At 44.0% G+C, this 21,471-nt stretch carries 25 protein-coding genes and 1 pseudogene; 25 read left to right on the top strand and 1 reads right to left on the bottom strand.

Translation table 11 applies throughout. From position 1 onward, the window contains the following. Positions 1-129 precede the first annotated feature (129 nt). From sppA to AC0OMU_RS15285, 14 genes are all read left to right on the top strand, one after another. Positions 130-1,137: a signal peptide peptidase SppA gene (gene sppA / locus AC0OMU_RS15350; RefSeq protein ID WP_021480310.1), complete on the top strand. Its 1,008-nt coding sequence runs from the start codon at positions 130-132 to the stop codon at positions 1,135-1,137. A 12-nt stretch (positions 1,138-1,149) separates the two neighbouring features. Then, the gene (locus tag AC0OMU_RS15345) at positions 1,150-1,644 is read left to right on the top strand and encodes an RDD family protein (protein ID WP_474241276.1); all 495 of its coding nucleotides are present in this window, start codon (positions 1,150-1,152) and stop codon (positions 1,642-1,644) included. A gap of 74 nt (positions 1,645-1,718) precedes the next feature. After that, entirely contained in the window at positions 1,719-2,399 is a 681-nt protein-coding gene (locus AC0OMU_RS15340; protein WP_015483561.1) for a DUF2953 domain-containing protein, read from the top strand. Between the two features lie 13 nt (positions 2,400-2,412). After that, positions 2,413-2,868, top strand: coding sequence for a GerW family sporulation protein (ytfJ, locus tag AC0OMU_RS15335; protein ID WP_003223504.1), 456 nt, complete (start codon positions 2,413-2,415; stop codon positions 2,866-2,868). A 109-nt stretch (positions 2,869-2,977) separates the two neighbouring features. Continuing rightward, positions 2,978-3,481 (top strand): thiol peroxidase, encoded by a 504-nt coding sequence (tpx, locus tag AC0OMU_RS15330; RefSeq protein ID WP_474241275.1) that lies wholly within the window; start codon positions 2,978-2,980, stop codon positions 3,479-3,481. A gap of 60 nt (positions 3,482-3,541) precedes the next feature. Beyond that, complete coding sequence (locus AC0OMU_RS15325; RefSeq protein WP_474241274.1) at positions 3,542-4,531, top strand: class I SAM-dependent methyltransferase; 990 nt, start codon at positions 3,542-3,544, stop codon at positions 4,529-4,531. Further along, positions 4,503-4,706, top strand: coding sequence for a hypothetical protein (locus tag AC0OMU_RS15320; protein WP_123372909.1), 204 nt, complete (start codon positions 4,503-4,505; stop codon positions 4,704-4,706). Before AC0OMU_RS15325 ends, AC0OMU_RS15320 begins: the two co-directional genes overlap by 29 nt. Positions 4,707-4,878: 172 nt before the next feature. Next, a complete protein-coding gene (locus AC0OMU_RS15315; RefSeq protein WP_003223511.1) occupies positions 4,879-6,066 on the top strand; it encodes an acetate kinase in 1,188 nt (395 codons plus the stop codon). 84 nt (positions 6,067-6,150) lie between these two features. After that, positions 6,151-6,663 carry a MogA/MoaB family molybdenum cofactor biosynthesis protein gene (locus AC0OMU_RS15310; RefSeq protein WP_123372910.1) on the top strand — a complete coding sequence of 171 codons (513 nt, stop codon included), beginning with the start codon at positions 6,151-6,153 and terminating at the stop codon, positions 6,661-6,663. A gap of 169 nt (positions 6,664-6,832) precedes the next feature. Then, positions 6,833-8,044: an argininosuccinate synthase gene (locus tag AC0OMU_RS15305; protein ID WP_003229357.1), complete on the top strand. Its 1,212-nt coding sequence runs from the start codon at positions 6,833-6,835 to the stop codon at positions 8,042-8,044. Next, positions 8,041-9,426 carry an argininosuccinate lyase gene (gene argH, locus AC0OMU_RS15300; protein WP_474241273.1) on the top strand — a complete coding sequence of 462 codons (1,386 nt, stop codon included), beginning with the start codon at positions 8,041-8,043 and terminating at the stop codon, positions 9,424-9,426. Before AC0OMU_RS15305 ends, argH begins: the two co-directional genes overlap by 4 nt. 61 nt (positions 9,427-9,487) lie before the next feature. Continuing rightward, positions 9,488-9,622: a hypothetical protein gene (locus AC0OMU_RS15295; RefSeq protein WP_004399018.1), complete on the top strand. Its 135-nt coding sequence runs from the start codon at positions 9,488-9,490 to the stop codon at positions 9,620-9,622. A 126-nt stretch (positions 9,623-9,748) separates the two neighbouring features. Continuing rightward, positions 9,749-10,516 carry an SDR family oxidoreductase gene (locus tag AC0OMU_RS15290; RefSeq protein WP_015384368.1) on the top strand — a complete coding sequence of 256 codons (768 nt, stop codon included), beginning with the start codon at positions 9,749-9,751 and terminating at the stop codon, positions 10,514-10,516. 62 nt (positions 10,517-10,578) lie between these two features. Beyond that, complete coding sequence (locus tag AC0OMU_RS15285) at positions 10,579-11,262, top strand: metal-dependent hydrolase (RefSeq protein WP_003245964.1); 684 nt, start codon at positions 10,579-10,581, stop codon at positions 11,260-11,262. Between the two features lie 50 nt (positions 11,263-11,312). Here AC0OMU_RS15285 and ytlI read toward each other — a convergent pair whose 3' ends face one another. Beyond that, positions 11,313-12,239: a LysR family transcriptional regulator YtlI gene (ytlI, locus tag AC0OMU_RS15280; protein ID WP_047183020.1), complete on the bottom strand. Its 927-nt coding sequence runs from the start codon at positions 12,237-12,239 to the stop codon at positions 11,313-11,315. 152 nt (positions 12,240-12,391) lie between these two features. Between ytlI and snaA the strand changes: the two genes are divergently transcribed. The 11 genes and pseudogenes from snaA to sndA all read left to right on the top strand — a co-directional run bounded on the left by snaA (position 12,392) and on the right by sndA (position 21,462). Continuing rightward, complete coding sequence (gene snaA, locus AC0OMU_RS15275) at positions 12,392-12,928, top strand: N-acetyltransferase SnaA (protein ID WP_322839752.1); 537 nt, start codon at positions 12,392-12,394, stop codon at positions 12,926-12,928. A 13-nt stretch (positions 12,929-12,941) separates the two neighbouring features. Continuing rightward, the gene (gene tcyJ, locus AC0OMU_RS15270; RefSeq protein WP_474241272.1) at positions 12,942-13,751 is read left to right on the top strand and encodes a sulfur-containing amino acid ABC transporter substrate-binding protein TcyJ; all 810 of its coding nucleotides are present in this window, start codon (positions 12,942-12,944) and stop codon (positions 13,749-13,751) included. Positions 13,752-13,764: 13 nt separating this feature from the next. Then, positions 13,765-14,577, top strand: coding sequence for a sulfur-containing amino acid ABC transporter substrate-binding protein TcyK (gene tcyK, locus AC0OMU_RS15265; protein WP_024572165.1), 813 nt, complete (start codon positions 13,765-13,767; stop codon positions 14,575-14,577). A gap of 21 nt (positions 14,578-14,598) precedes the next feature. Beyond that, a complete protein-coding gene (tcyL, locus tag AC0OMU_RS15260; protein WP_015384364.1) occupies positions 14,599-15,318 on the top strand; it encodes a sulfur-containing amino acid ABC transporter permease TcyL in 720 nt (239 codons plus the stop codon). Between the two features lie 29 nt (positions 15,319-15,347). Beyond that, entirely contained in the window at positions 15,348-16,055 is a 708-nt protein-coding gene (tcyM, locus tag AC0OMU_RS15255; RefSeq protein ID WP_474241271.1) for a sulfur-containing amino acid ABC transporter permease TcyM, read from the top strand. Then, positions 16,052-16,831, top strand: a complete 780-nt coding sequence (gene tcyN / locus AC0OMU_RS15250) for a sulfur-containing amino-acid ABC transporter ATP-binding protein TcyN (RefSeq protein WP_003229383.1) — start codon at positions 16,052-16,054, stop codon at positions 16,829-16,831. Before tcyM ends, tcyN begins: the two co-directional genes overlap by 4 nt. Continuing rightward, positions 16,828-17,832 (top strand): LLM class flavin-dependent oxidoreductase, encoded by a 1,005-nt coding sequence (locus AC0OMU_RS15245; protein WP_015384361.1) that lies wholly within the window; start codon positions 16,828-16,830, stop codon positions 17,830-17,832. Before tcyN ends, AC0OMU_RS15245 begins: the two co-directional genes overlap by 4 nt. Positions 17,833-17,846: 14 nt before the next feature. Continuing rightward, positions 17,847-18,130, top strand: a pseudogene (locus AC0OMU_RS15240) (glutaredoxin family protein). Then, complete coding sequence (locus tag AC0OMU_RS15235; protein ID WP_474241270.1) at positions 18,127-19,455, top strand: LLM class flavin-dependent oxidoreductase; 1,329 nt, start codon at positions 18,127-18,129, stop codon at positions 19,453-19,455. The pseudogene AC0OMU_RS15240 and the gene AC0OMU_RS15235 overlap by 4 nt, the downstream one beginning before the upstream one ends. A 46-nt stretch (positions 19,456-19,501) precedes the next feature. After that, complete coding sequence (gene ribR / locus AC0OMU_RS15230; RefSeq protein ID WP_047183016.1) at positions 19,502-20,194, top strand: RNA-binding riboflavin kinase RibR; 693 nt, start codon at positions 19,502-19,504, stop codon at positions 20,192-20,194. A gap of 17 nt (positions 20,195-20,211) precedes the next feature. Then, complete coding sequence (gene sndA / locus AC0OMU_RS15225; RefSeq protein ID WP_047183015.1) at positions 20,212-21,462, top strand: S-alkyl-N-acetyl-metabolite deacetylase SndA; 1,251 nt, start codon at positions 20,212-20,214, stop codon at positions 21,460-21,462. Positions 21,463-21,471: the final 9 nt, after the last annotated feature.

Here is a 21,471-nt window from a genome sequence, read left to right as displayed (position 1 = left end):
TAAAATACCTTTGGCCATAAGTGTACCACGTTTGCCGGCAGCCCGTTAAGCCGGAGCTTTCTCATGAAGTGAAACATTTTTCATATTGAATCGTATAATGAGAGAGTTTAGGAAAAAGGAGGAGAAAAAATGAATGCAAAAAGATGGATTGCATTAGTGATTGCTCTGGGGATTTTCGGCGTGTCTATTATCGTCAGCATCTCTATGAGTTTCTTTGAAAGCGTCAAAGGCGCTCAAACGGATCTCACATCACTGACGGATGAATCGCAGGAAAAGACGCTGGAAAACGGCAGTCTCTCAAGTAAAATTGCCGTATTAGAGGTCAGCGGCACCATTCAGGATAATGGGGACTCAAGCAGTCTGCTTGGTGCAGACGGATATAACCACAGAACGTTCTTAAAAAACCTTGAGCGCGCAAAAGATGACAAGACGGTCAAAGGTATCGTTCTGAAGGTGAATTCTCCGGGTGGCGGAGTGTATGAAAGTGCTGAAATACATAAGAAACTGGAAGAAATCAAGAAAGAAACTAAAAAACCGATTTACGTGTCAATGGGTTCGATGGCAGCATCAGGAGGCTATTACATCTCAACAGCGGCTGATAAGATTTTTGCGACACCGGAAACCCTGACCGGGTCACTCGGCGTCATTATGGAAAGCGTCAATTATTCAAAGCTTGCCGATAAGCTTGGCATTTCTTTTGAAACGATTAAGAGCGGGGCCCATAAGGACATTATGTCTCCTTCCCGTGAGATGACGAAAGAAGAAAAAAACATCATGCAATCGATGGTTGATAATTCGTATGAAGGCTTTGTTGATGTCATTTCAAAAGGGCGCAGCATGCCGAAAGCAGAGGTAAAGAAAATTGCGGACGGCCGCGTGTATGACGGACGGCAGGCAAAAAAACTGAACCTCGTTGATGAGCTTGGTTTTTATGACGATACCATTACGGCGATGAAAAAGGATCACAAGGATTTGAAAAACGCCTCTGTCATTTCTTATGAGGAAAGCTTCGGATTAGGCTCACTGTTTTCCATGGGCGCGAACAAAATGTTTAAAAGTGAAATTGATTTTTTGAATATGAGAGAAATTCTATCGCAATCCGGTTCGCCGAGAATGATGTATCTCTATGCGAAGTAGGAGGGAACAATAATGGACGCGACATATGAAGAGTTAGAGCGCAATGACATCAAAGGCCCGCAAGAAGCGGAGCAGCTGACACATGCCTATGCTGGCTTTTGGGTTCGTTTCTGGGCTTTCCTGCTTGATTGGCTCGTGATATGGGGATTAAACCATTTGCTCGTTTCTCCCCTCTTTACCGTATTGGAACTGCCGAAAACATCCGGCATGTTTACCTTCTCGGCTTACAGTGTGACAACGCTTATTGTGTATCTTGCTTACTTCGCACTAATGACTAAATACTTCAGGCAGACGCTTGGTAAAATGGTGTTCGGCCTCAAAGTGGTTTCTGTGAAGCAAGATAGCAAGCTGACATGGAGTACAGTGATTTTTCGTGAAGTGGTTGGACGGTATATTGATAAGATTTGGATTTTATATATCGTTGTTGCTTTTTCACCAACAAAACAAGGGATTCATGATTACATCGCGGATACCACCGTGGTGCATGAAAAATTATACCGCAAATAACCGATAACCCGGACCTCTGTCCGGGTTTATTTTTTTAGGAATTGGCGATAATGCTCCTAGAGGAAGTGAAGAATATGGTGTATGTACTGACAGCCATTCTTATTCTCATAGGGATCGTACTGCTTCTCAGAATGAAAATCCATGTCGCGCTGGAGTATCTTCATGCCGCTGATAATGACAAATTGACTTTGAAGATTACGGCGCTGTTTGGCCTTATAAGGATCAAAAAAACAATCCCGGCGATTAAGGTGAACAAAGAAGACGGAACAGTGGATATCAAACAAAAAACTGAATCTAAAATGAAAAAAAGCAGCGGAAAGAAAAAAATTACACAAAACGATGTGCAGCAAAGCATTAATAAAATCGAAATGCTTTTGCATCAGGTCACCAGACTACGGAAAATCAGCGCGTCTTTTCTCGCGCATTTACATATCACAAAACTAGAATGGGTTACAGTAATCGGAATTCAGGACGCGGCAGTGACAGGTGTGTTAACAGGTGCTGTTTGGGGTGTGAAGGGCGGTATCGCAGCAATGCTCTACGACCACCTGGACTTTGTGAATAAACCTGTCTATGAGGTAATCCCGTCGTTTCAAGTCCCTGTTTCCAAGACCCATTTTCAGTGTATATTCTTTTTTCGCTTTGGACATGCTATGCTTGCAGCTTTCAAATTCGTCAAATACGGACGGGAGCTATCCGTATTAAAGAAGAATCCGTCGGCTAGAATGACTTCAAAGAATGATTCATCAGTTTAAGGAGGAAGCGTATATGGCAGACCATCCCATCCAAGGGTTAATGAAAACCGCAATGGAAAACTTGAAGGAAATGATTGATGTTAACACCATCATCGGAGATCCAGTAGAAACGCCTGATGGAAGTGTGATTTTAACTGTTTCTAAAGTTGGATTCGGATTCGCCGCAGGCGGAAGCGAGTTTGGCGGAAAGCCGGCCGAAAAGAAATCGGAAGACGATGAGACAAGAGAACAGAAACTTCCTTTCGGAGGCGGAAGCGGGGGCGGTGTGTCCATTACGCCGATCGCGTTTTTAATTGTCGGATCGACAGGCATCAGAATGCTTCATTTAGATGAAAATACCCATTTAATAGAGAAAATTTTAGACGCAGCCCCTCAAACACTCGAACGCATCCAGCAAATGTTCAAGAAAAATAACAAGAACCAAGGCCAGGGCCAAAATCAAAACCAAATGAACAATATGAATTATTAAAAAAAGGTTAACTGCGCTGGCCGCAGTTAACTTTTTTTTGGCATAAACTTTGCAGTTTGCAGGAAACTTTACTATGATAGAGACATACATACAAAAGGGAGGAATTATAATGGCTGAAATTACATTCAAAGGCGGTCCGGTTACAATTGTCGGACAAGAAGTGAAGGTAGGAGATCAAGCTCCTGATTTCACAGTGCTGACTAACAGCCTTGAAGAAAAATCGTTAGCTGACATGAAAGGAAAGGTAACGATTATTTCTGTTATCCCTTCAATTGATACAGGTGTTTGTGATGCACAAACACGCCGTTTTAACGAAGAAGCTGCAAAGCTTGGAGATGTCAACGTCTACACAATCAGTGCAGACCTTCCATTCGCGCAAGCGCGCTGGTGCGGCGCTAACGGAATTGACAAAGTGGAAACACTGTCTGACCACAGAGATATGTCATTTGGCGAAGCGTTCGGTGTGTATATTAAAGAACTTCGTCTGCTTGCGCGTTCCGTATTTGTCCTTGATGAGAACGGAAAAGTCGTTTACGCTGAATATGTAAGCGAAGCAACAAACCACCCGAACTATGAAAAGCCAATTGAGGCTGCTAAGGCATTAGTGAAGTAAGCAGGGAAAAAAGCTCCAGGCTGCCGCCGGAGCTTTTTTCATGGCAAGGAGGAACACAATATGCAAAAAGACCATGTAGGTGCGGTGTATGAGCTGTTAAACGAAGCCGCGATTATGATAAAGAATGAATTGCAGATTTCATATATAGAGGCGCTGGCCGAAGCAGGAGAAATGTATTTTCTTGAAAAAACGGATCAGCTGAAACTGCCTGCTGATCAGAAAACCAAACAACTTCAGGCTCTGCTTGAAAAAGCGGAATTCGGCACGTATGAGCATGAGTGGGTACGCAAGGCTTTTCAGCTTGCCGTCCTTAAAGGAATGAAAGATATCTCCCATCCAAACAGACAAATGACGCCGGATACGATCGGGCTTTTCATCAGCTATTTGGTGAATAAGTTTATGGCGGACAAAAAGGAACTGAACATTCTTGATCCAGCCTTGGGAACTGGTAACCTTCTGTTTACCGTGCTGAACCAGCTGTCTGAAAAAACGGCAAACAGCTTTGGCATTGAAATTGATGATGTGCTCTTGAAGATCGCCTATGCCCAAGCGAACCTTCTGAAAAAAGAGCTTGAGCTTTTTCACCAGGACAGCCTTGAGCCGTTGTTTATCGATCCAGTTGACACGGTCATTTGTGATCTGCCAGTCGGCTATTATCCGAATGACGAAGGAGCAGAAGCGTTTGAGCTCAAAGCTGACGAAGGCCATTCCTTCGCTCATCATCTGTTTATTGAACAGAGCGTCAAGCATACCAAACCGGGCGGCTACTTATTTTTTATGATTCCGAATCATTTGTTTGAGAGCTCCCAAAGCGGCAAGCTGAAACAGTTTTTCAAAGATAAGGTTCATATCAACGCACTGTTGCAGCTACCAAAATCTATTTTTAAAGACGAAGCGCATGCCAAAAGCATCCTTGTGCTTCAGAAACAAGGAGAGAATACGAAAGCGCCGGGGCAAATTCTGCTTGCGAATCTTCCGTCTTTCTCCAATCAAAAGGCGATGCTTGATATGATGGCTCAATTTGATGAATGGTTTAAAAAAGAAAAGTAAGTGTTTTAAAAGCAGCTTAGGCAGCCGTATGAGGTCGATGCCTAAGCTGCTTTTATTTATGCTTTTGAAGACCGGACTTGACGAATTGAATCCAGCTTTGAAACACAAAATACAGAGGGAAAAACCGCAAATTGTAAGCGTTCATCAATACAAAACTTATAGGGAATGTGTCTGAAAATAACGACTTCTTATTGTAAGCGTTATCAATACGCAAGTTGACTTGAAAAGCCGACATGACAATGTTTAAATGGAAAAGTCAGATATTTTTCGGAGAAGATGTTGATATTCACCGGGAAAAAAGTACGAAAAACGAAGTTGTTGATACAGAGTATAAAGGAGCGTCAATCATGTCCAAAATTATTGCAATTAACGCAGGAAGCTCGTCTTTGAAATTTCAGCTTTTCGAAATGCCTTCAGAAACCGTTTTAACGAAGGGTTTAGTTGAACGAATCGGTATCGCCGACAGCGTATTCACAATTTCTGTGAACGGCGAAAAAAATACAGAAGTAACTGATATTCCGGATCATGCGGTAGCTGTTAAAATGCTGCTGAATAAGTTGACGGAATTCGGCATTATTAAAGACTTGAATGAAATTGACGGAATTGGCCATCGTGTCGTTCACGGCGGAGAAAAATTCAGCGATTCTGTTTTATTAACGGATGAAACCATTAAGGAAATCGAAGATATTTCTGAATTGGCACCGCTTCACAATCCGGCAAATATCGTTGGAATTAAAGCGTTCAAAGAAGTGCTTCCAAATGTTCCTGCGGTAGCTGTATTTGATACGGCATTCCACCAAACAATGCCTGAGCAGTCTTACCTGTACAGCTTGCCGTATGAATACTATGAAAAATTCGGCATCCGTAAATACGGCTTCCACGGCACTTCACATAAATATGTAACTGAGCGTGCGGCAGAGCTTCTCGGCCGTCCGTTAAAAGACTTGCGCCTGATTTCCTGCCACCTTGGAAACGGAGCAAGTATTGCCGCTGTTGAAGGCGGAAAATCAATTGACACATCTATGGGCTTTACGCCGCTGGCCGGTGTAGCAATGGGTACACGCTCTGGAAACATCGACCCTGCCCTGATTCCATACATCATGGAGAAAACAGGCCAAACGGCTGACGAAGTATTGAATACATTAAACAAAAAAAGCGGACTGCTCGGCATTTCCGGTTTCTCAAGCGATCTTCGTGACATCGTTGAAGCAACGAAAGAAGGGAATGAGCGCGCGGAAACGGCTCTTGAAGTATTCGCAAGCAGAATCCACAAATACATCGGTTCTTACGCTGCAAGAATGAGCGGTGTCGATGCGATCATCTTTACTGCCGGTATCGGTGAAAACAGTGTGGAAGTCAGAGAACGCGTTCTTCGCGGTTTAGAATTCATGGGCGTATACTGGGATCCTGCGCTTAATAACGTGCGCGGCGAGGAAGCTTTCATCAGCTATCCGCATTCTCCGGTAAAAGTCATGATCATTCCGACTGATGAAGAAGTCATGATTGCGCGCGACGTTGTTCGTTTAGCAAAATAAATCGCATGAAAGCACATTCTCTTGAATGTGCTTTTTTGTTGATGCATGATAGTGACAGACAGAAAACATAAAAGAGGTGGGCCAATGAGCGTTCAAGAGCATAAACAAGAAGCTCCCGATATCGTTCGGTGCAAAGTGATTACTGTCAGTGACACGAGGACAGAGGAAACCGATAAAAGCGGCAAGCTGATGATCTCATTTTTAGAAGGAGCCGGTCATCATATTGCTGCATATGAAATTGTAAAAGACGAAAAGGATGCTTTACATCGGTCAGTGCTTGCGGGCTGCATGGATGAACAGACAGACGCGGTACTCTTAAACGGAGGGACAGGCATAGCAGACCGGGATGTCACAATTGAAGCCATTACGCCGCTGTTTTCGAAAGAACTGCCCGGCTTTGGAGAAATATTCAGGATGCTGAGTTATACAGAGGATATCGGCTCTGCCGCAATCATGTCGAGAGCAACTGCCGGCGTCATTCAGCATACCGCTGTTTTCTCAACGCCAGGCTCAAGCGGCGCAGTAAAGCTGGCAATGAATAAGCTGATTATTCCCGAACTTGCACATGTGGTCAGAGAAATCAGAAAAGACAAGTAAATGAATAAATACTACGAAACTTCACCTGAAATTTAGGTGAAGTTTTTTTTATAAAAGGCTTGAAAAAACCAAACGTACTTGTTAAAGTGTATACATACAAAATGTATTTTTATTAAATATAATTTATTTTTATACAAAATAGCAACACGGTTGAGAGGGGATTATTATCATGTCAGAACAGAAAAAAGTCGTATTAGCATACTCAGGAGGTCTTGATACTTCCGTCGCAATAAAATGGCTTCAGGAGCAAGGATATAATGTAATCGCCTGCTGCCTGGATGTCGGTGAGGGCAAAGATTTGGCATTTGTTCAGCAGAAAGCGCTTGAAGTCGGCGCGACAAACTCCTACGTGATCGATGCAAAAGAAGAATTTGCACAGGATTACGCGCTTATCTCTTTGCAGGCCCACACGATGTATGAAGGAAAATACCCGCTTGTTTCGGCATTATCTCGACCGCTGATCGCGAAAAAACTGGTTGAAATTGCGGAAAAAGAAGATGCACAGGCGATTGCCCACGGATGTACAGGGAAGGGAAATGACCAGGTTCGTTTCGAAGTCTCCATTAAATCATTAAACCCTGACCTTGAAGTCATCGCGCCGGTTCGCGAATGGCAGTGGTCACGTGAAGAAGAAATTGAATATGCGGCTAGCCGCGGCATTCCGATTCCGATCAATCTTGACAGCCCGTATTCTATCGACCAAAACCTCTGGGGACGCGCCAATGAGTGCGGTATTTTAGAAGATCCATGGGCGGCGCCGCCAGAAGGTGCATACGATTTAACAGCTCCGCTGGAAAAAACGCCGGACACGCCGGAAGTGATTGAAATTGCATTTGAACAGGGCGTGCCTGTCTCCATTGACGGTGTTTCCTACTCGCTTTCTGAGCTGATCTTGAAGCTGAATGAAATGGCGGGCGCGCATGGTGTCGGACGTATCGACCACGTGGAAAACCGCCTCGTCGGCATTAAATCCCGGGAAGTATACGAATGCCCTGGTGCGATGACACTGATCAAAGCGCATAAAGAATTAGAAGATTTGACACTGGTGAAAGAGGTAGCCCACTTTAAACCGATCATCGAGCAAAAAATGTCAGAAATCATTTATAACGGCTTATGGTTCTCGCCGTTAAAAGACGCGCTGCACGCTTTCTTAAAAGAAACGCAAAAGCATGTCACAGGCATTGTCCGCGTGAAGCTGTTTAAAGGCCATGCAATTGTAGAAGGACGTAAATCGGAATACTCTCTATATGATGAAAAACTTGCAACATATACAAAAGACGATGCATTTGATCACCATGCAGCAATCGGATTTATCGAGCTTTGGGGACTTCCGACAAAAGTGAACAGCATCGTGAAAAAGAAGGAGCAGATTAAAGCATGAAGAAGCTTTGGGGAGGCCGATTTCAAAAAACACCGGAAAAATGGGTCGACGAGTTCGGCGCGTCCATATCATTTGACCAAAATTTAGTTGCTGAAGACATTACAGGGTCTCTCGCACATGCTGCCATGCTGAAAAAATGCGGTATTCTGACAGCAGAAGAAGAGCTGAAAATCCGAGAGGGCCTGAATACCCTTTTGCAAAAAGCAGAGGAGGGAACATTGGAATTCTCAGTCGATTATGAGGATATTCATTTGAACATTGAGAAAATGCTCATTGACGAAATCGGTCCTCTTGGCGGCAAGCTGCATACCGGCAGAAGCCGGAATGACCAGGTGGCGACTGACATGCATTTATACTTGAAGAATCATGTCGGCCACGTCATCGAGCTGATTGAGGAATTCCAAAGTGCGCTGATTGAAAAGGCGGAAGCGAACGTTGAAACGATTCTGCCGGGCTACACACATCTGCAGCGCGCCCAGCCGATTTCATTCGCTCACCATCTGCTTGCGTATTTCTGGATGCTTGAGCGCGACAAGGAGCGTTTTCAGGATTCAATGAAGCGTATTAACAAATCTCCGCTCGGCTGCGGGGCGCTCGCGGGAACAACCTTCCCAATCGACCGTGATTATTCAGCGGAACTGCTCGGCTTTGATGCCATTTATGAAAACAGCTTGGACGGCGTCAGTGACAGAGACTTCATTTTGGAGTTTTTAAGCAACAGCAGTATGCTGATGATGCACCTATCCCGTCTCGCTGAAGAAATCATTTTATGGTGCTCGCAGGAGTTTAAATTCATCGAGCTTGACGATACGTACGCAACAGGAAGCAGCATGATGCCGCAAAAGAAAAATCCTGATATGGCGGAGCTGATCCGCGGCAAAACAGGACGCGTATACGGCGATATGATGGGACTGTTTACGATCATGAAAGGACTTCCGCTCGCTTACAACAAAGATCTGCAGGAAGACAAAGAGGGCATGTTTGACACGGTGAAAACGGTGGAGGGCAGCCTGCAAATCTTCACAGGCATGATCCAATCAATGACTGTAAACAAAGACGTCATGAAGCAAGCGACAAAACAAGACTTTTCAAACGCGACGGAACTGGCCGATTATTTAGCTAAAAAAGGAATGCCGTTCAGAGAAGCGCATGAAGTGGTCGGGAAACTTGTGTACACATGCATCGAAAGAGGGATCTATTTAAGCGATATGCCGTTTGGCGATTTTCAGCAGGCGAGCACACTATTCGAAGAAGATATTTACACTGTATTAGACCCTTACTACGCAGTTGAAAAAAGAATGAGCGCCGGGGGCACCGGATTCAAACAGGTAAAGCAGGCGCTTGAAAAAGCGAAAGCTTGCGTGGCAGCAGGAGTTTGTTAAAATTTCCTTCATAAAATCCCGTCATTATAGCCAACCTACCTCTATAATGATGGGAGGCAGAATGATGAAAAAAGAACCGGAACGCTATATTTATGATGAACAAGAAAGCCAGGAGACAACAAGGCTCATTTCAGAAGCATATCAAAGCGGTTATGTCGATATGCCTGATCAGGAGTCTTCATCTCCTGCAGAATAAGCTGTCTGTACAGGCAGCTTTTTTTGTATGCCAAAGTGTAAAAAGTGATATTGCAAGCCTTTTATAGTAAAGTAGAAGAAGAAACACTTTATTGAAAGCGGCGACGTTGCTTTGGGAGGTATTCATGTGCGACATGCTTTAATTACTGCCGGTTCGAAGGGTTTAGGCCGCAAAGTGACTGAAACGTTGCTTGCAAAGGGGTATTCAGTAACAGTCAATTACAGACAGGATGAGGAGGCAGTCGGCCGCCTGAAGGAAGCCTGTCCCGATTGTCTTGACCGGCTGCAATTTGTAAAAGGTGATGTCACCAAAAAAGAAGATCTGCTGCGTATTGCAGAGGCTGCCTTAAACCGCTTCGGAAGGATCGACTTTTTGATTAACAACGCGGGACCATACATATTTGAACGTAAAAAGTTAGCCGATTATACTGATGATGAATGGTATGGCATGCTGGAAGGAAATTTAAGCGCCGTCTTTCATTTATTCAAAGCGGTTATTCCTATTATGAGAAAACAGCAATTTGGACGCATCATTACGTACGGATTCCAAGGTGCGGCTCACGCGCCCGGCTGGCTTCACCGATCGGCATTTGGCGCTGCGAAAGTGGGCTTGGCTTCTTTGACGAAGACAATTGCCATTGAAGAAGCCGAATTCGGCATAACCGCCAACATGGTTTGCCCGGGAGACATTGTCGGCGACATGAAAGAAGCATCGATAGAGGAAGCCAGAATGCGAATCGGCAAAGAAAAAACGCCGATAGGAAGATCCGGTACAGGCGAGGATATCGCCCGGATTATCGCTTTCTTGTGTGAGGAGAACTCAGACCTTGTGACAGGGACTGTTATTGAAGCCACCGGAGGCCTCAATGTCATTAACAAGAATCAAACAACATAAGTTTTTCAGCTTTTTAAAAAGGGAAAATAAAAAAATCAAAATCATGTGACGAGGTGAAAGAAATGAAAGTGACATATCACGGACATTCTGTAATTACAGTGGAAACGAAGGACCATCATATTATTTTTGATCCGTTTTTAACAGGGAATTCATTAACGGATATAAAGCCGGAGGATGTAAAAGCGGATGTCATCTTACTAACGCACGGCCACAATGACCATGTCGGTGATACTGAACAAATCGCCAAGCAAAATAACGCGTTGGTTATAGCCCCAAACGAGCTCGCTGTGTACTTAGGCTGGAAAGGCTTGAATGTTCATCCAATGCATATTGGCGGCTCCCGCCAGTTCGATTTTGGAAAAGTGAAGCTCACACAGGCCTTTCATGGATCAGCCATCACAGATGAAGAAAACAAAACGATCACTTACACAGGCATGCCTGCCGGTATTTTGCTGACTGTAGAAGATAAAACGATTTTCCACGCGGGCGATACGGCTCTTTTCTCTGATATGAAACTCATTGGCGAATTGAATCATATCGACCTTGCTTTCCTGCCGATTGGCGATAACTTTACGATGGGACCTGAAGACGCCAAGCTTGCCGCTGAATGGCTGCGCGCAAAACAGGTCGTGCCGGTGCATTACAATACATTCCCGGTCATCGAACAAGACCCAGAAGCATTCGCTGACAGCCTGCCGGGCGGAGTCGGCAAAGTCATGTCGGTCGGTGAGACGATCGAGCTTTAAACCGTGAAACCATCTCCTGATGAATCAGGAGGTGGTTTTTATTTTTTCAGTTATCCTGTAATGGTCTTATTAGAGGTTCCTTCCAATTCTTTGCTGTGCTGCTGAAAACGTTTGGTTATCCGGGCGATTAAGTCCTTCGTGGCGCGGTCAAAATGATTTTCTTTTTGATTTGTCAACAGCCCTATGGGCGGGGTGATATCCAGGTTCAGAATTGGAATGACTTTAGTGCCGTTGAACGGTTTAGAATGTGCGGTGCTGGTAAAGATTGAAATTCCGATGTTTTCACGTACGTAATATTCATGTGACATGCTGCTTGTGAGCTCCATTTTTTTGTAGCGATTCCCGAGTTCTCTATGTAAGTGCTGTTCAATTTGTAAGCGAATGGGGCAATTGGCGGGCGTAAATATGAAGCGCTCTTCTGCTAAATCAGACAAATGGACAGCCTTCTTCTCAGCGAGCGGATGTTGATCAGATACAATCACATTTAATGTGTCATAAAAAAATGGATGGTAGTAATTTTCAAGAATCAGCTCCGGCTCGCCGCAGACTGCAAAATCAATCGTCCCGTCTAAGAGCTTTTGACTGCAAGTATTGGCGTCATCAACCTTGATATTAACCGTTATCTTTGGGTAATCCTTTAAGAAATCCTTTAAAATCTCGGGGAATATCAGACTGGCGGTCGGCTCTGAAACCCCGATGTTGATAATGCCTGCCTCTTCTTCCTTTAAGTCGGAGAGGTTGTGTTTAAGCGCCTCGTATTGCATCAAAAGATCTCCTGTTCGTTCATAAAAAAGTTTCCCTGCTTTTGTCAACTGCAGGCTTTTTCCTCTTTCAAACAGCAGTACGCCTAAATCCTGCTCCAATTGCTTCATACGCATCGATATCGTCGGCTGCGAGTAGTTGAGTTTTTCTGCTGCTTTATAGAAGCTTCCAAATTTTACAATCGTATGAAACGTTTTGATTGAGCGTAACTCCAATGTGTTCCCTCCTGTTTTTCATCATTAAAAATACTGAAGTGAAGGTTTACTTTTTTTGATTAGTCAAAGATCAGAGTATGCTTTATAGTATAAACAATAAAAGCTTAGTAAACAAATAGGAATTATATATTTTGAGAAGAGGAGTGACATAAATGAGTGAGGATATTTTTCGACTGGCAACTGTTGAAGATGCATCGGAGCTGTTGAAACTGGTTAACAGCGCATTTCAGCCCATTCGGCAGCTGGATATTGATTGGCCATCCACGAGAGCTGATATCCAAATGGTATCAGAAAATATTGAACATCATTCAGCGATTGTGCTGGAGCGGGATGGGAAGCTGATTTCAACGATTACAATCAGGTTCCCGTGGGAGAGTGAGACGCCTCCTTCAAAATATCCGTTTGTGTGGTGGTTTGCGACACTGCCGGAATATAAAGGGCAAGGCGCCGGAAGTAAGCTGCTTACGTATGTTGAAGAAAAAGTGCTTCGAGATATGCTGAAGGCTCCTGCGCTGACACTCGGCACATCGGCGCGCAAGCATCCTTGGCTTGCTGACATGTACAAAAGGAGAGGGTATGAAGTGTATTTTGAGCAGGAAAAAGACGGGGACATAGGTGTGATGATGCACAAGGTTTTGATTCCGGAACGATTTAACCCAACGCTTTTAGGTGCGCCCAGCTGGGCATGATGTGAGGCAGCCTATGAATAAGCGTAAAGGATTGGTTTTGCTGCTGTCAGTGTTTGCATTACTTGGCGGGGGATGTTCGCAAACAAATAACAAAACAGATCGTCAGGCTCAAACGGTCATAGTCGGCACTGGAACAGATTTTCCGAATATTGCGTTTTTAAATGAAAAAGGCGATTTGTCCGGGTATGACATTGAAGTGATGAAAGCCATCGATAAGGAGTTGCCTCAATATACATTTGAATTTAAAACGATGGATTTCTCAAATTTGCTGACGAGGCTCGGAAATAAAAAAATTGATGTGATTGCACACAATATGGCCAAAAATAAAGAACGAGAAAAGCGTTTTTTGTATCATAAAGTCCCATATAACTACTCGCCGATGTACATCACGGTGAAAGAGGATAATCACAAGATTCATACATTAAAAGACTTACACGGAAAAACAGTCATAGTTGGCGCCACGTCAAATGCGGCAGATTATATTACAAAGTACAACAAAACGCACGGCAGCCCGATTCATTTGAGATATGCGGGACAGGGAAGCAATGACACCGCCAATCAAATTGAAACCGGGCGCGCAGATGCAACAATAGCTACACCGTTTGCCGTCGATTTTCAGAATAAAACGCACGCCTTCCGCCAAAAGACAGTCGGTGACGTGTTATTAAATACCGAGGTGTACTTTATGTTTAATAAAGGCAGCCAAACCTTGGCGGATGACACGGATCAAGCGATTAAAAAGCTGGAGAAAAACGGAACGCTAAAAAAACTAAGCCGAAAATGGCTCGGGGCAGATTATTCAAAATCAAGTTTTGAAAAATAAATGGGGCGATGAGATGAAAACGAAAGCAGCATTCATGGCAATATTATTTTCGCTTATAACAGTTCTGTCAGCTTGCGGTGCAGGCAGTCAAACGACGGGAGCCGGGCAAAAGAAGGTACAGACGATCACGGTCGGAACTGGAACCCAATTTCCGAATATTTGCTTTATCGATGAAAAAGGCGATTTAACCGGTTATGATGTCGAACTGATCAAAGAGCTTGATAAGCGCCTGCCACATTATAAATTCACATTTAAAACGATGGAATTTTCCAACCTGCTTGTCAGCCTCGGACAGCATAAAGTCGATATCGTGGCACATCAAATGGAGAAAAGCAAAGAGCGTGAGAAAAAATTTCTGTTTAACAAGGTTGCTTACAACCATTTTCCTTTAAAAATTACTGTGCTTCAAAATAACGATACGATCCGTGGAATTGAAGACTTAAAAGGAAAACGGGTGATTACGAGTGCAACCTCCAACGGAGCGCTTGTACTGAAAAAATGGAATGAGGATAATGGACGGCCGTTTGAGATTGCCTATGAGGGCCAAGGCGCAAATGAGACTGCGAATCAGCTGAAATCGGGGCGTGCGGACGCAACGATCTCAACGCCTTTTGCAGTAGACTTTCAAAACAAGACGAGCGCTATTAAAGAAAAAACCGTCGGTCATGTGCTTTCAAATGCTAAAGTGTATTTTATGTTTAACAAAAATGAACAAACGTTAAGTGACGATATTGATAAAGCCTTACAGGAAATCATTGATGACGGAACGCTGAAAAGGCTCAGTTTGAAATGGCTTGGTGACGACTATTCCAAAGAGCAGTATTAGGTAAAAAGAGAGGGAGCAGTGATGGAAAAAGCGTTTGATATGAACATGATTGGAGATTTTGTGCCGACGTTAACCGCTTATTTACCGGTTACATTATACATTTTAACACTGTCCTTGCTTTTCGGTTTTGTATTAGGACTCTTTCTGGCACTGCCCCGCATCTACAATATGCCAATTGTAAATCAATTGGCAAAAGTGTATATCTCATTTTTCAGGGGAACGCCTATCATGGTGCAGCTTTTCATCGTGTTTTACGGAATCCCGGCGCTTACGGGGCTTATCGGGATTGATACAACAAAAATGGACCCGTTTTATGCTGCTGTCGCAACCTACGCGTTAAGCAATGCAGCGGCAGCCGCAGAAATCATTCGAGCGGGGGTGGGCAGTGTAGATAAAGGCCAAACGGAAGCGGCGTACAGTATTGGCTTAAGCGGTAGTCAGGCCTTCAGGCGAATCGTTCTGCCCCAGGCACTTGTCCAAGCGTTTCCGAATATGGGAAACATGGTGATCAGTTCTTTAAAAGATACATCTCTAGCTTTTTCAATAGGTGTTATGGATATGTCCGGAAGGGGCCAAACACTGATTACCTCAAGCAACCATTCTCTTGAAGTTTACATTGCGCTATCCATTGTTTATTATGCTGTAGCGATTTTATTCGAATGGTTCTTTCGAGTGGCAGAAAAACGAATCAAGAAGAATCAAACAAGGATTGTTACTGTTTTTGACATGAACATACATTGATATATTTCTTCGGATGAGGGGGGAGAAGATTGCAATTTGACTTTCCGTTTATCGTTTCCGCCATGAAAGAAATGGTAAAGACCATTCCTCTGACATTGATGATGGCTGTTTTGCCGATTGTGTTTGGATTTCTCGTGGCTCTTGGAAATATAATTGTTAGAATTTTTAGAATTAAGGGCTTGGTGGCTTGCTCAAGGTTTTATGTGTCTTTCTTTCGAAGTACACCTGCAATTCTTCACATTATGTTGATTTATTTAGGGATACCGCCTGTTGCAGATCAAGTCAGCAGTTTTTTTCATCTCGGCTGGTCCGCCAATGAGATACCGGTCTCCATGTTTGTCATCATAGCCTTGTCTTTAACTGCCGGAGCTTATCTGACAGAAATCATCCGGTCGGGCATTCTGGCGATGGATACCGGACAGGTCGAAGCGGCTTATTCAATCGGCTTGACACACAGCCAAACCTTTCGGCGTGTAATATTGCCGCAGGCGTTGATGGTTTCCATCCCAAACTTCACAAATTTGGGTATCGGCTTTTTGCATACCACCTCTATCGCGGCTATAGTGGCTGTCCCAGAGATTACAGGGATGGCGACTATCGTTGCTTCTGATAATTATGCATTTTTAGAAGCGTTTATCGGAGCAGCGATTATCTATTGGGTGCTGACTCTTATCCTAGAATCCGTAAATGGAGTATTAGAGAGAAAGGCAGCCAGATTTCAAGGAGGCACTTTATGATTGAGATTAAGAATATCCATAAACAGTTTGGCATCCACCATGTATTAAAAGGGATAAATCTCACGGTACGCAAGGGAGAAGTTGTGACGATTATCGGGCCGAGCGGATCAGGGAAAACCACCTTTTTACGGTGCCTGAATTTATTAGAACGTCCAGACGAAGGGATCATTTCTATACATGACAAAGTGATTAATTGCAGCTTTCCGTCCAAAAAAGAGGTTCACTGGCTCAGAAAACAGACGGCAATGGTATTTCAGCAATACCACCTGTTTGCTCACAAAACGGTAATTGAAAATGTCATGGAGGGCTTGACGATTGCCCGGAAAATGAGAAAACAAGACGCGTATGCCGTAGCGGAAAATGAACTGAGAAAGGTCGGGCTTCAAGATAAATTGAACGCTTATCCGAGTCAGTTATCGGGAGGACAAAAGCAGAGGGTCGGGATAGCAAGGGCGCTTGCCATTCATCCTGATGTGCTGCTGTTCGATGAGCCGACGGCAGCGCTTGACCCGGAGCTGGTCGGTGAAGTGCTTGAGGTAATGCTGGAAATCGTGAAAACCGGAGCCACCATGATTGTTGTTACACATGAAATGGAGTTTGCAAGAAGGGTCTCTGATCAAGTTGTTTTTATGGATGAAGGAGTCATTGTTGAGCAAGGAACCCCGGAGGAAGTCTTCCGCCATACCAAAAAAGACAGAACGAGGCAGTTTCTCCGCCGTGTTTCGCCGGAATATTTATTTGAACCAAAAGAACACATAAAGGAGCCGGTGATATGATCCGCTTAAGTATTTTAGACCAAAGCTTGATTGGTGAAGGGGAGACAGCAGCTGATACATTACAGCATACAGTGAAATTGGCGCAAATGGCTGAAGAGTGTGGATATTACCGATTTTGGGTGGCCGAACATCACAATAATGATGAGATTGCAGGGTCTGCACCCGAGGTTCTTTTAGGCTATCTTGCTGCAAGCACAAGAAAAATTCGTTTAGCATCAGGCGGAGTGATGCTGCAGCATTACAGCTCCTATAAAGTAGCGGAGCAATTCCATCTTCTATCAGCGTTAGCTCCCGGCCGTATAGATCTTGGAGTGGGCAAAGCGCCCGGCGGGTTTCAGCTGTCCACAGACGCGCTGCAGGCTGAATATAAAAAACCGGTGCGTCAGTTTGATGAAAAACTGGAGGAGCTTACTCATTTCGTTCGGGATGATTTTCCTGATACCCACCGCTATGCTGCATTGCGTCCTAGGCCGCAGGTTGATCGGAAGCCGGGTATTTTTCTATTGGGAGGAAGCGCAGAGAGTGCCATTTCGGCTGCAAAACTGGGAATCTCTTTTGTCTTTGCTTACTTTATTAACGGTGAAGAGGAAGTGCTGAAGGAAGCCCGCCGAGCATTTGACGCGCATCTCCCGCCAGGATCTGAGGCTGAATTTCATCTTGCCCCCGCTGTTTTTGCGGCACATACAAAAGAAGAAGCGGAAAAACATATTGTGTCGCGTGAATCGATAAAAGTGGTTTTGAAAGACGGGCGTAAGGTCAACGTCGGTTCCCGCGAACAGGCTGAGGCCTATCTGGAAAACGTCACAGAGCCCTATGACATCATCGTGCAAAAAACCGGGATTATTGCCGGAACAAAGGAAGAAGTGGCAGAAGAATTAACACGTTTATCAGGCACATACAAAATCAATGATTTTGTTATTTTTACACCGATCAAAAATGCTGAAGAAAAACAGCTGTCTTATCAGCTGCTGAGCGATGCAGTTTTAGCTGCAAAACGTTAAGGAGGGACAGAAGAATGAGTGATGTTTTGAACATTGTGGTTTGGAGTAAAAAAGGCTGTTCGTATTGTGAAGAAGTCAAGAATTATTTGAATGAAAAAGGGTTCCCGTTCCAAAATATCGATGTTTCAGAAAAAGAAAAGCTTAGAGATATTTTACAGGTGAAATATGGGGTACGCCATGTGCCTGTGGTTGAAATTGGGCGCGGCAATCACTATCAAGGGATAACTGAAATCGGCATTGAACACCTTGATCTTGCACTTGCGAATTATATCCAAAGATAAAGGAGGCAAAAAGATGACACGTTCAGATTTTATTCAGTTTGGAGCCATGATTCACGGTGTCGGGGGAACAACTGACGGCTGGCGTCATCCCGATATTGATCCCTCGGCCAGCACGAATATTGAATTTTACATGAAAAAGGCGCAAACAGCCGAAAAAGGCTTGTTTAGTTTTATTTTCATTGCAGACGGCTTATTTATTTCTGAAAAATCGATTCCTCATTTTTTAAACCGTTTTGAACCGATCACCATTTTATCTGCGCTGGCATCAGTTACCAAAAATATTGGTTTAGTAGGGACGTTCTCTACATCTTTTACTGAGCCATTCACTATCTCCAGACAATTGATGTCGCTGGACCATATCAGCGGGGGCAGGGCAGGCTGGAATCTTGTTACTTCTCCGCAGGAAGGAGCGGCGCGCAACCATAGTAAGTCTAATTTGCCAGAACATACTGAACGTTACGCGATCGCACAGGAGCATTTGGATGTTGTGCGCGGGCTGTGGAATTCCTGGGAGCATGACGCATTTATACACAATAAGAAAACAGGGCAGTTTTTCGATCCGGCGAAGCTTCATCGCCTGAATCATAAAGGAAAGTATTTTCAAGTAGAGGGGCCCTTGAATATCGGGCGCTCTAAGCAGGGAGAGCCTGTAGTGTTTCAAGCGGGTTCATCAGAAACAGGCCGGCAGTTTGCTGCTAAAAATGCGGATGCGATTTTTACCCATTCCAATTCATTAGAAGAGACAAAAGCGTTTTATGCGGATGTGAAAAGCCGAGCTGTTGATGAAGGGCGTGATCCTTCAAGTGTGCGGATTTTTCCAGGGATCAGCCCGATTGTGGCAGATACGGAAGAAGAGGCGGAAAAGAAGTATCGTGAATTTGCAGAATTGATACCGATTGAAAATGCTGTTACTTATTTGGCTCGTTTTTTTGATGATTATGATCTGAGTGTTTACCCGTTGGATGAGCCATTTCCCGATATTGGCGATGTGGGAAAGAATGCGTTTCAAAGCACAACAGACCGGATTAAGAGAGAAGCAAAAGCCAGAAATCTGTCATTGCGGGAGGTAGCACAGGAAATGGCTTTTCCACGGCCTCTATTTATCGGCACACCAGAGCGTGTCGCATCCTTAATTGAAACTTGGTTCAACGCTGAGGCGGCGGATGGGTTTATCATTGGGTCGGATATACCGGGAACACTTGATGCTTTTGTAGAAAAGGTGATTCCGATTCTTCAAGAAAGAGGGCTTTATCGTCAAGATTATCGCGGCGGGACATTGCGGGAAAATCTCGGTCTTGGCATTCCGCAGCATCAATCCGTTTTACATTTATCACATCAATAGGTTTCGTCTGATCGAATGCGGAAGCTGAGAGGGGAGGCTGACTTTTTTGACGATCATTGCCGGTACGGTTGTGAAAGGAAAACAATTAGGCAGAACGCTTGGATTCCCCACGGCAAATGTAGATGCAAAAATGCATGGGCTGCGTAATGGAGTTTATGGAGTTCTGGCGACAGTCAATCATCAATTTCATTTAGGGGTTATGAATATCGGTGTGAAACCGACGGTGGGCTCTAACCTTAAAAGGACATTGGAGATTTTTTTGTTTGACTTTCATAGAGACATCTATGGAGAAAAAATCGAATGCAGCATTCTCTTTAAAATTAGAGAAGAAAGAAGGTTTGATTCTTTGGAGTCTTTAACAAAGCAAATTAAAAAGGATATTTCGTGCGTTGCAAAACGCTTTGAGCTGATTGGGATTATGGCACCGAACAAAAAAGAAAGCCTGCTTTCCCATCAGGAGTTAAATCTTCCGGATCTCTGCTTTTACAAGAAGTGTAACAACCTATATGGCATCAACCGAGGCGTATACAATGTTATTGATAACTGGTTTTTTGAGTACGGAATTACACAAGTAGCTTACAGGCGCATTTATATTTTATCTTTTTTAAGCTTTTTGAAAGAAGATAATCCGAAAGTTTCCAGCAAGTATATAAGATTTGGGGCGGGCGGTCTTGCTGATAAATTGAACCGATTTATTTCATCTTATGTTGAAGAGTCTGAAGAAAATATATTGGGATAGGGAAAGGAGCGGAACATATGTCTTTGGATTATTGGAGAAATATAGAAGGCTCCTATCCATATCAGACTACAGGAAATGACATCCTGAAGTTGAAAGAGGAGTATAATCCCGTAAATTTCTCAACGCTAGAAAAGCAGCTCATCGGCATTCGCCGGCACTTGCACCAATATCCTGAACTGTCAAAAGAAGAATTTGAAACAACTGCTTTTATAAAAAAATGCCTTAAAGAAAAGGGGATACAGATTCGCCCTACTGCTCTAAAAACGGGTGTGTTCGCAGACATAGCAGGGGAGTCAGAAGGTCCGGCGATTGCTTTGAGGGCTGATATTGACGCCTTGCCAATTGAAGAAAAAACAGGATTGCCTTATGCGTCTAAACATAAAGGAATCATGCATGCGTGCGGTCATGATTTTCATACGGCAGCGCTTCTTGGTGCGGCCTTTTTATTGAAGGAAAATCAAGACAGTCTGAAAGGGAAGATTCGTTTATTATTTCAGCCGGCAGAGGAAGCGGGTGCCGGCGCTGCAAAAGTGATAGAGGACGGCCAACTGGATGGCATTGGTGCGGTTATTGGACTTCACAATAAACCGGATATCGCGGTTGGGACTGTAGGGTTAAAAACAGGCCCGCTTATGGCTGCTGTTGACCGATTTAAAGTAGAGATAGAAGGGAAAGGCGCTCATGCAGCATTGCCGCATAATGGTTTTGATCCAATTGTCGGCGCCTCTCAGCTTATTGTCGCCCTGCAAACGATTGTAAGCAGAAATGTAAACCCGCTGCAAAGCGCGATTTTAACCATAGGGAAAATCAACGGTGGCAGCACTTGGAATGTCATTCCGGATACAGTTGTCATTGAGGGCACTGTTCGTACATTTGATTCAGAGGTTCGTGATCAAGTGAAACAGCGTTTTTTGGCAGTCACAGAGCAGATTTCTGCCGCTTTCTCGTTAAAGGCAAATGTGAAGTGGCATTCCGGACCGCCGCCGCTTTGTAATGATGAGGAAATTACGGGGCTGGTGCGAGACGCTGCGCATAAAGCGAAACTTCAAGTCATTGATCCCGCCCCATCAACCGCGGGGGAAGATTTTGCTTATTATCTTGAGCATATTCCGGGATCCTTTGCGTTTTTTGGAACAGACGGTGATCATGATTGGCACCACCCTGCATTTACAATTGATGAAACTGCCATTATCAAAGCCTCTTATTTTTTATATGAAAGCGCCAAGAGATTGTTAGATTCGAATGAAGAATCAAAAATATCTGATTGATATAGATGG

Source organism: Bacillus sp. FAU18 (assembly GCF_056033885.1).
The sequence above is the reverse complement of the archived record's forward strand: the minus strand, read 5'-3'. Positions and strand labels throughout refer to the sequence as shown.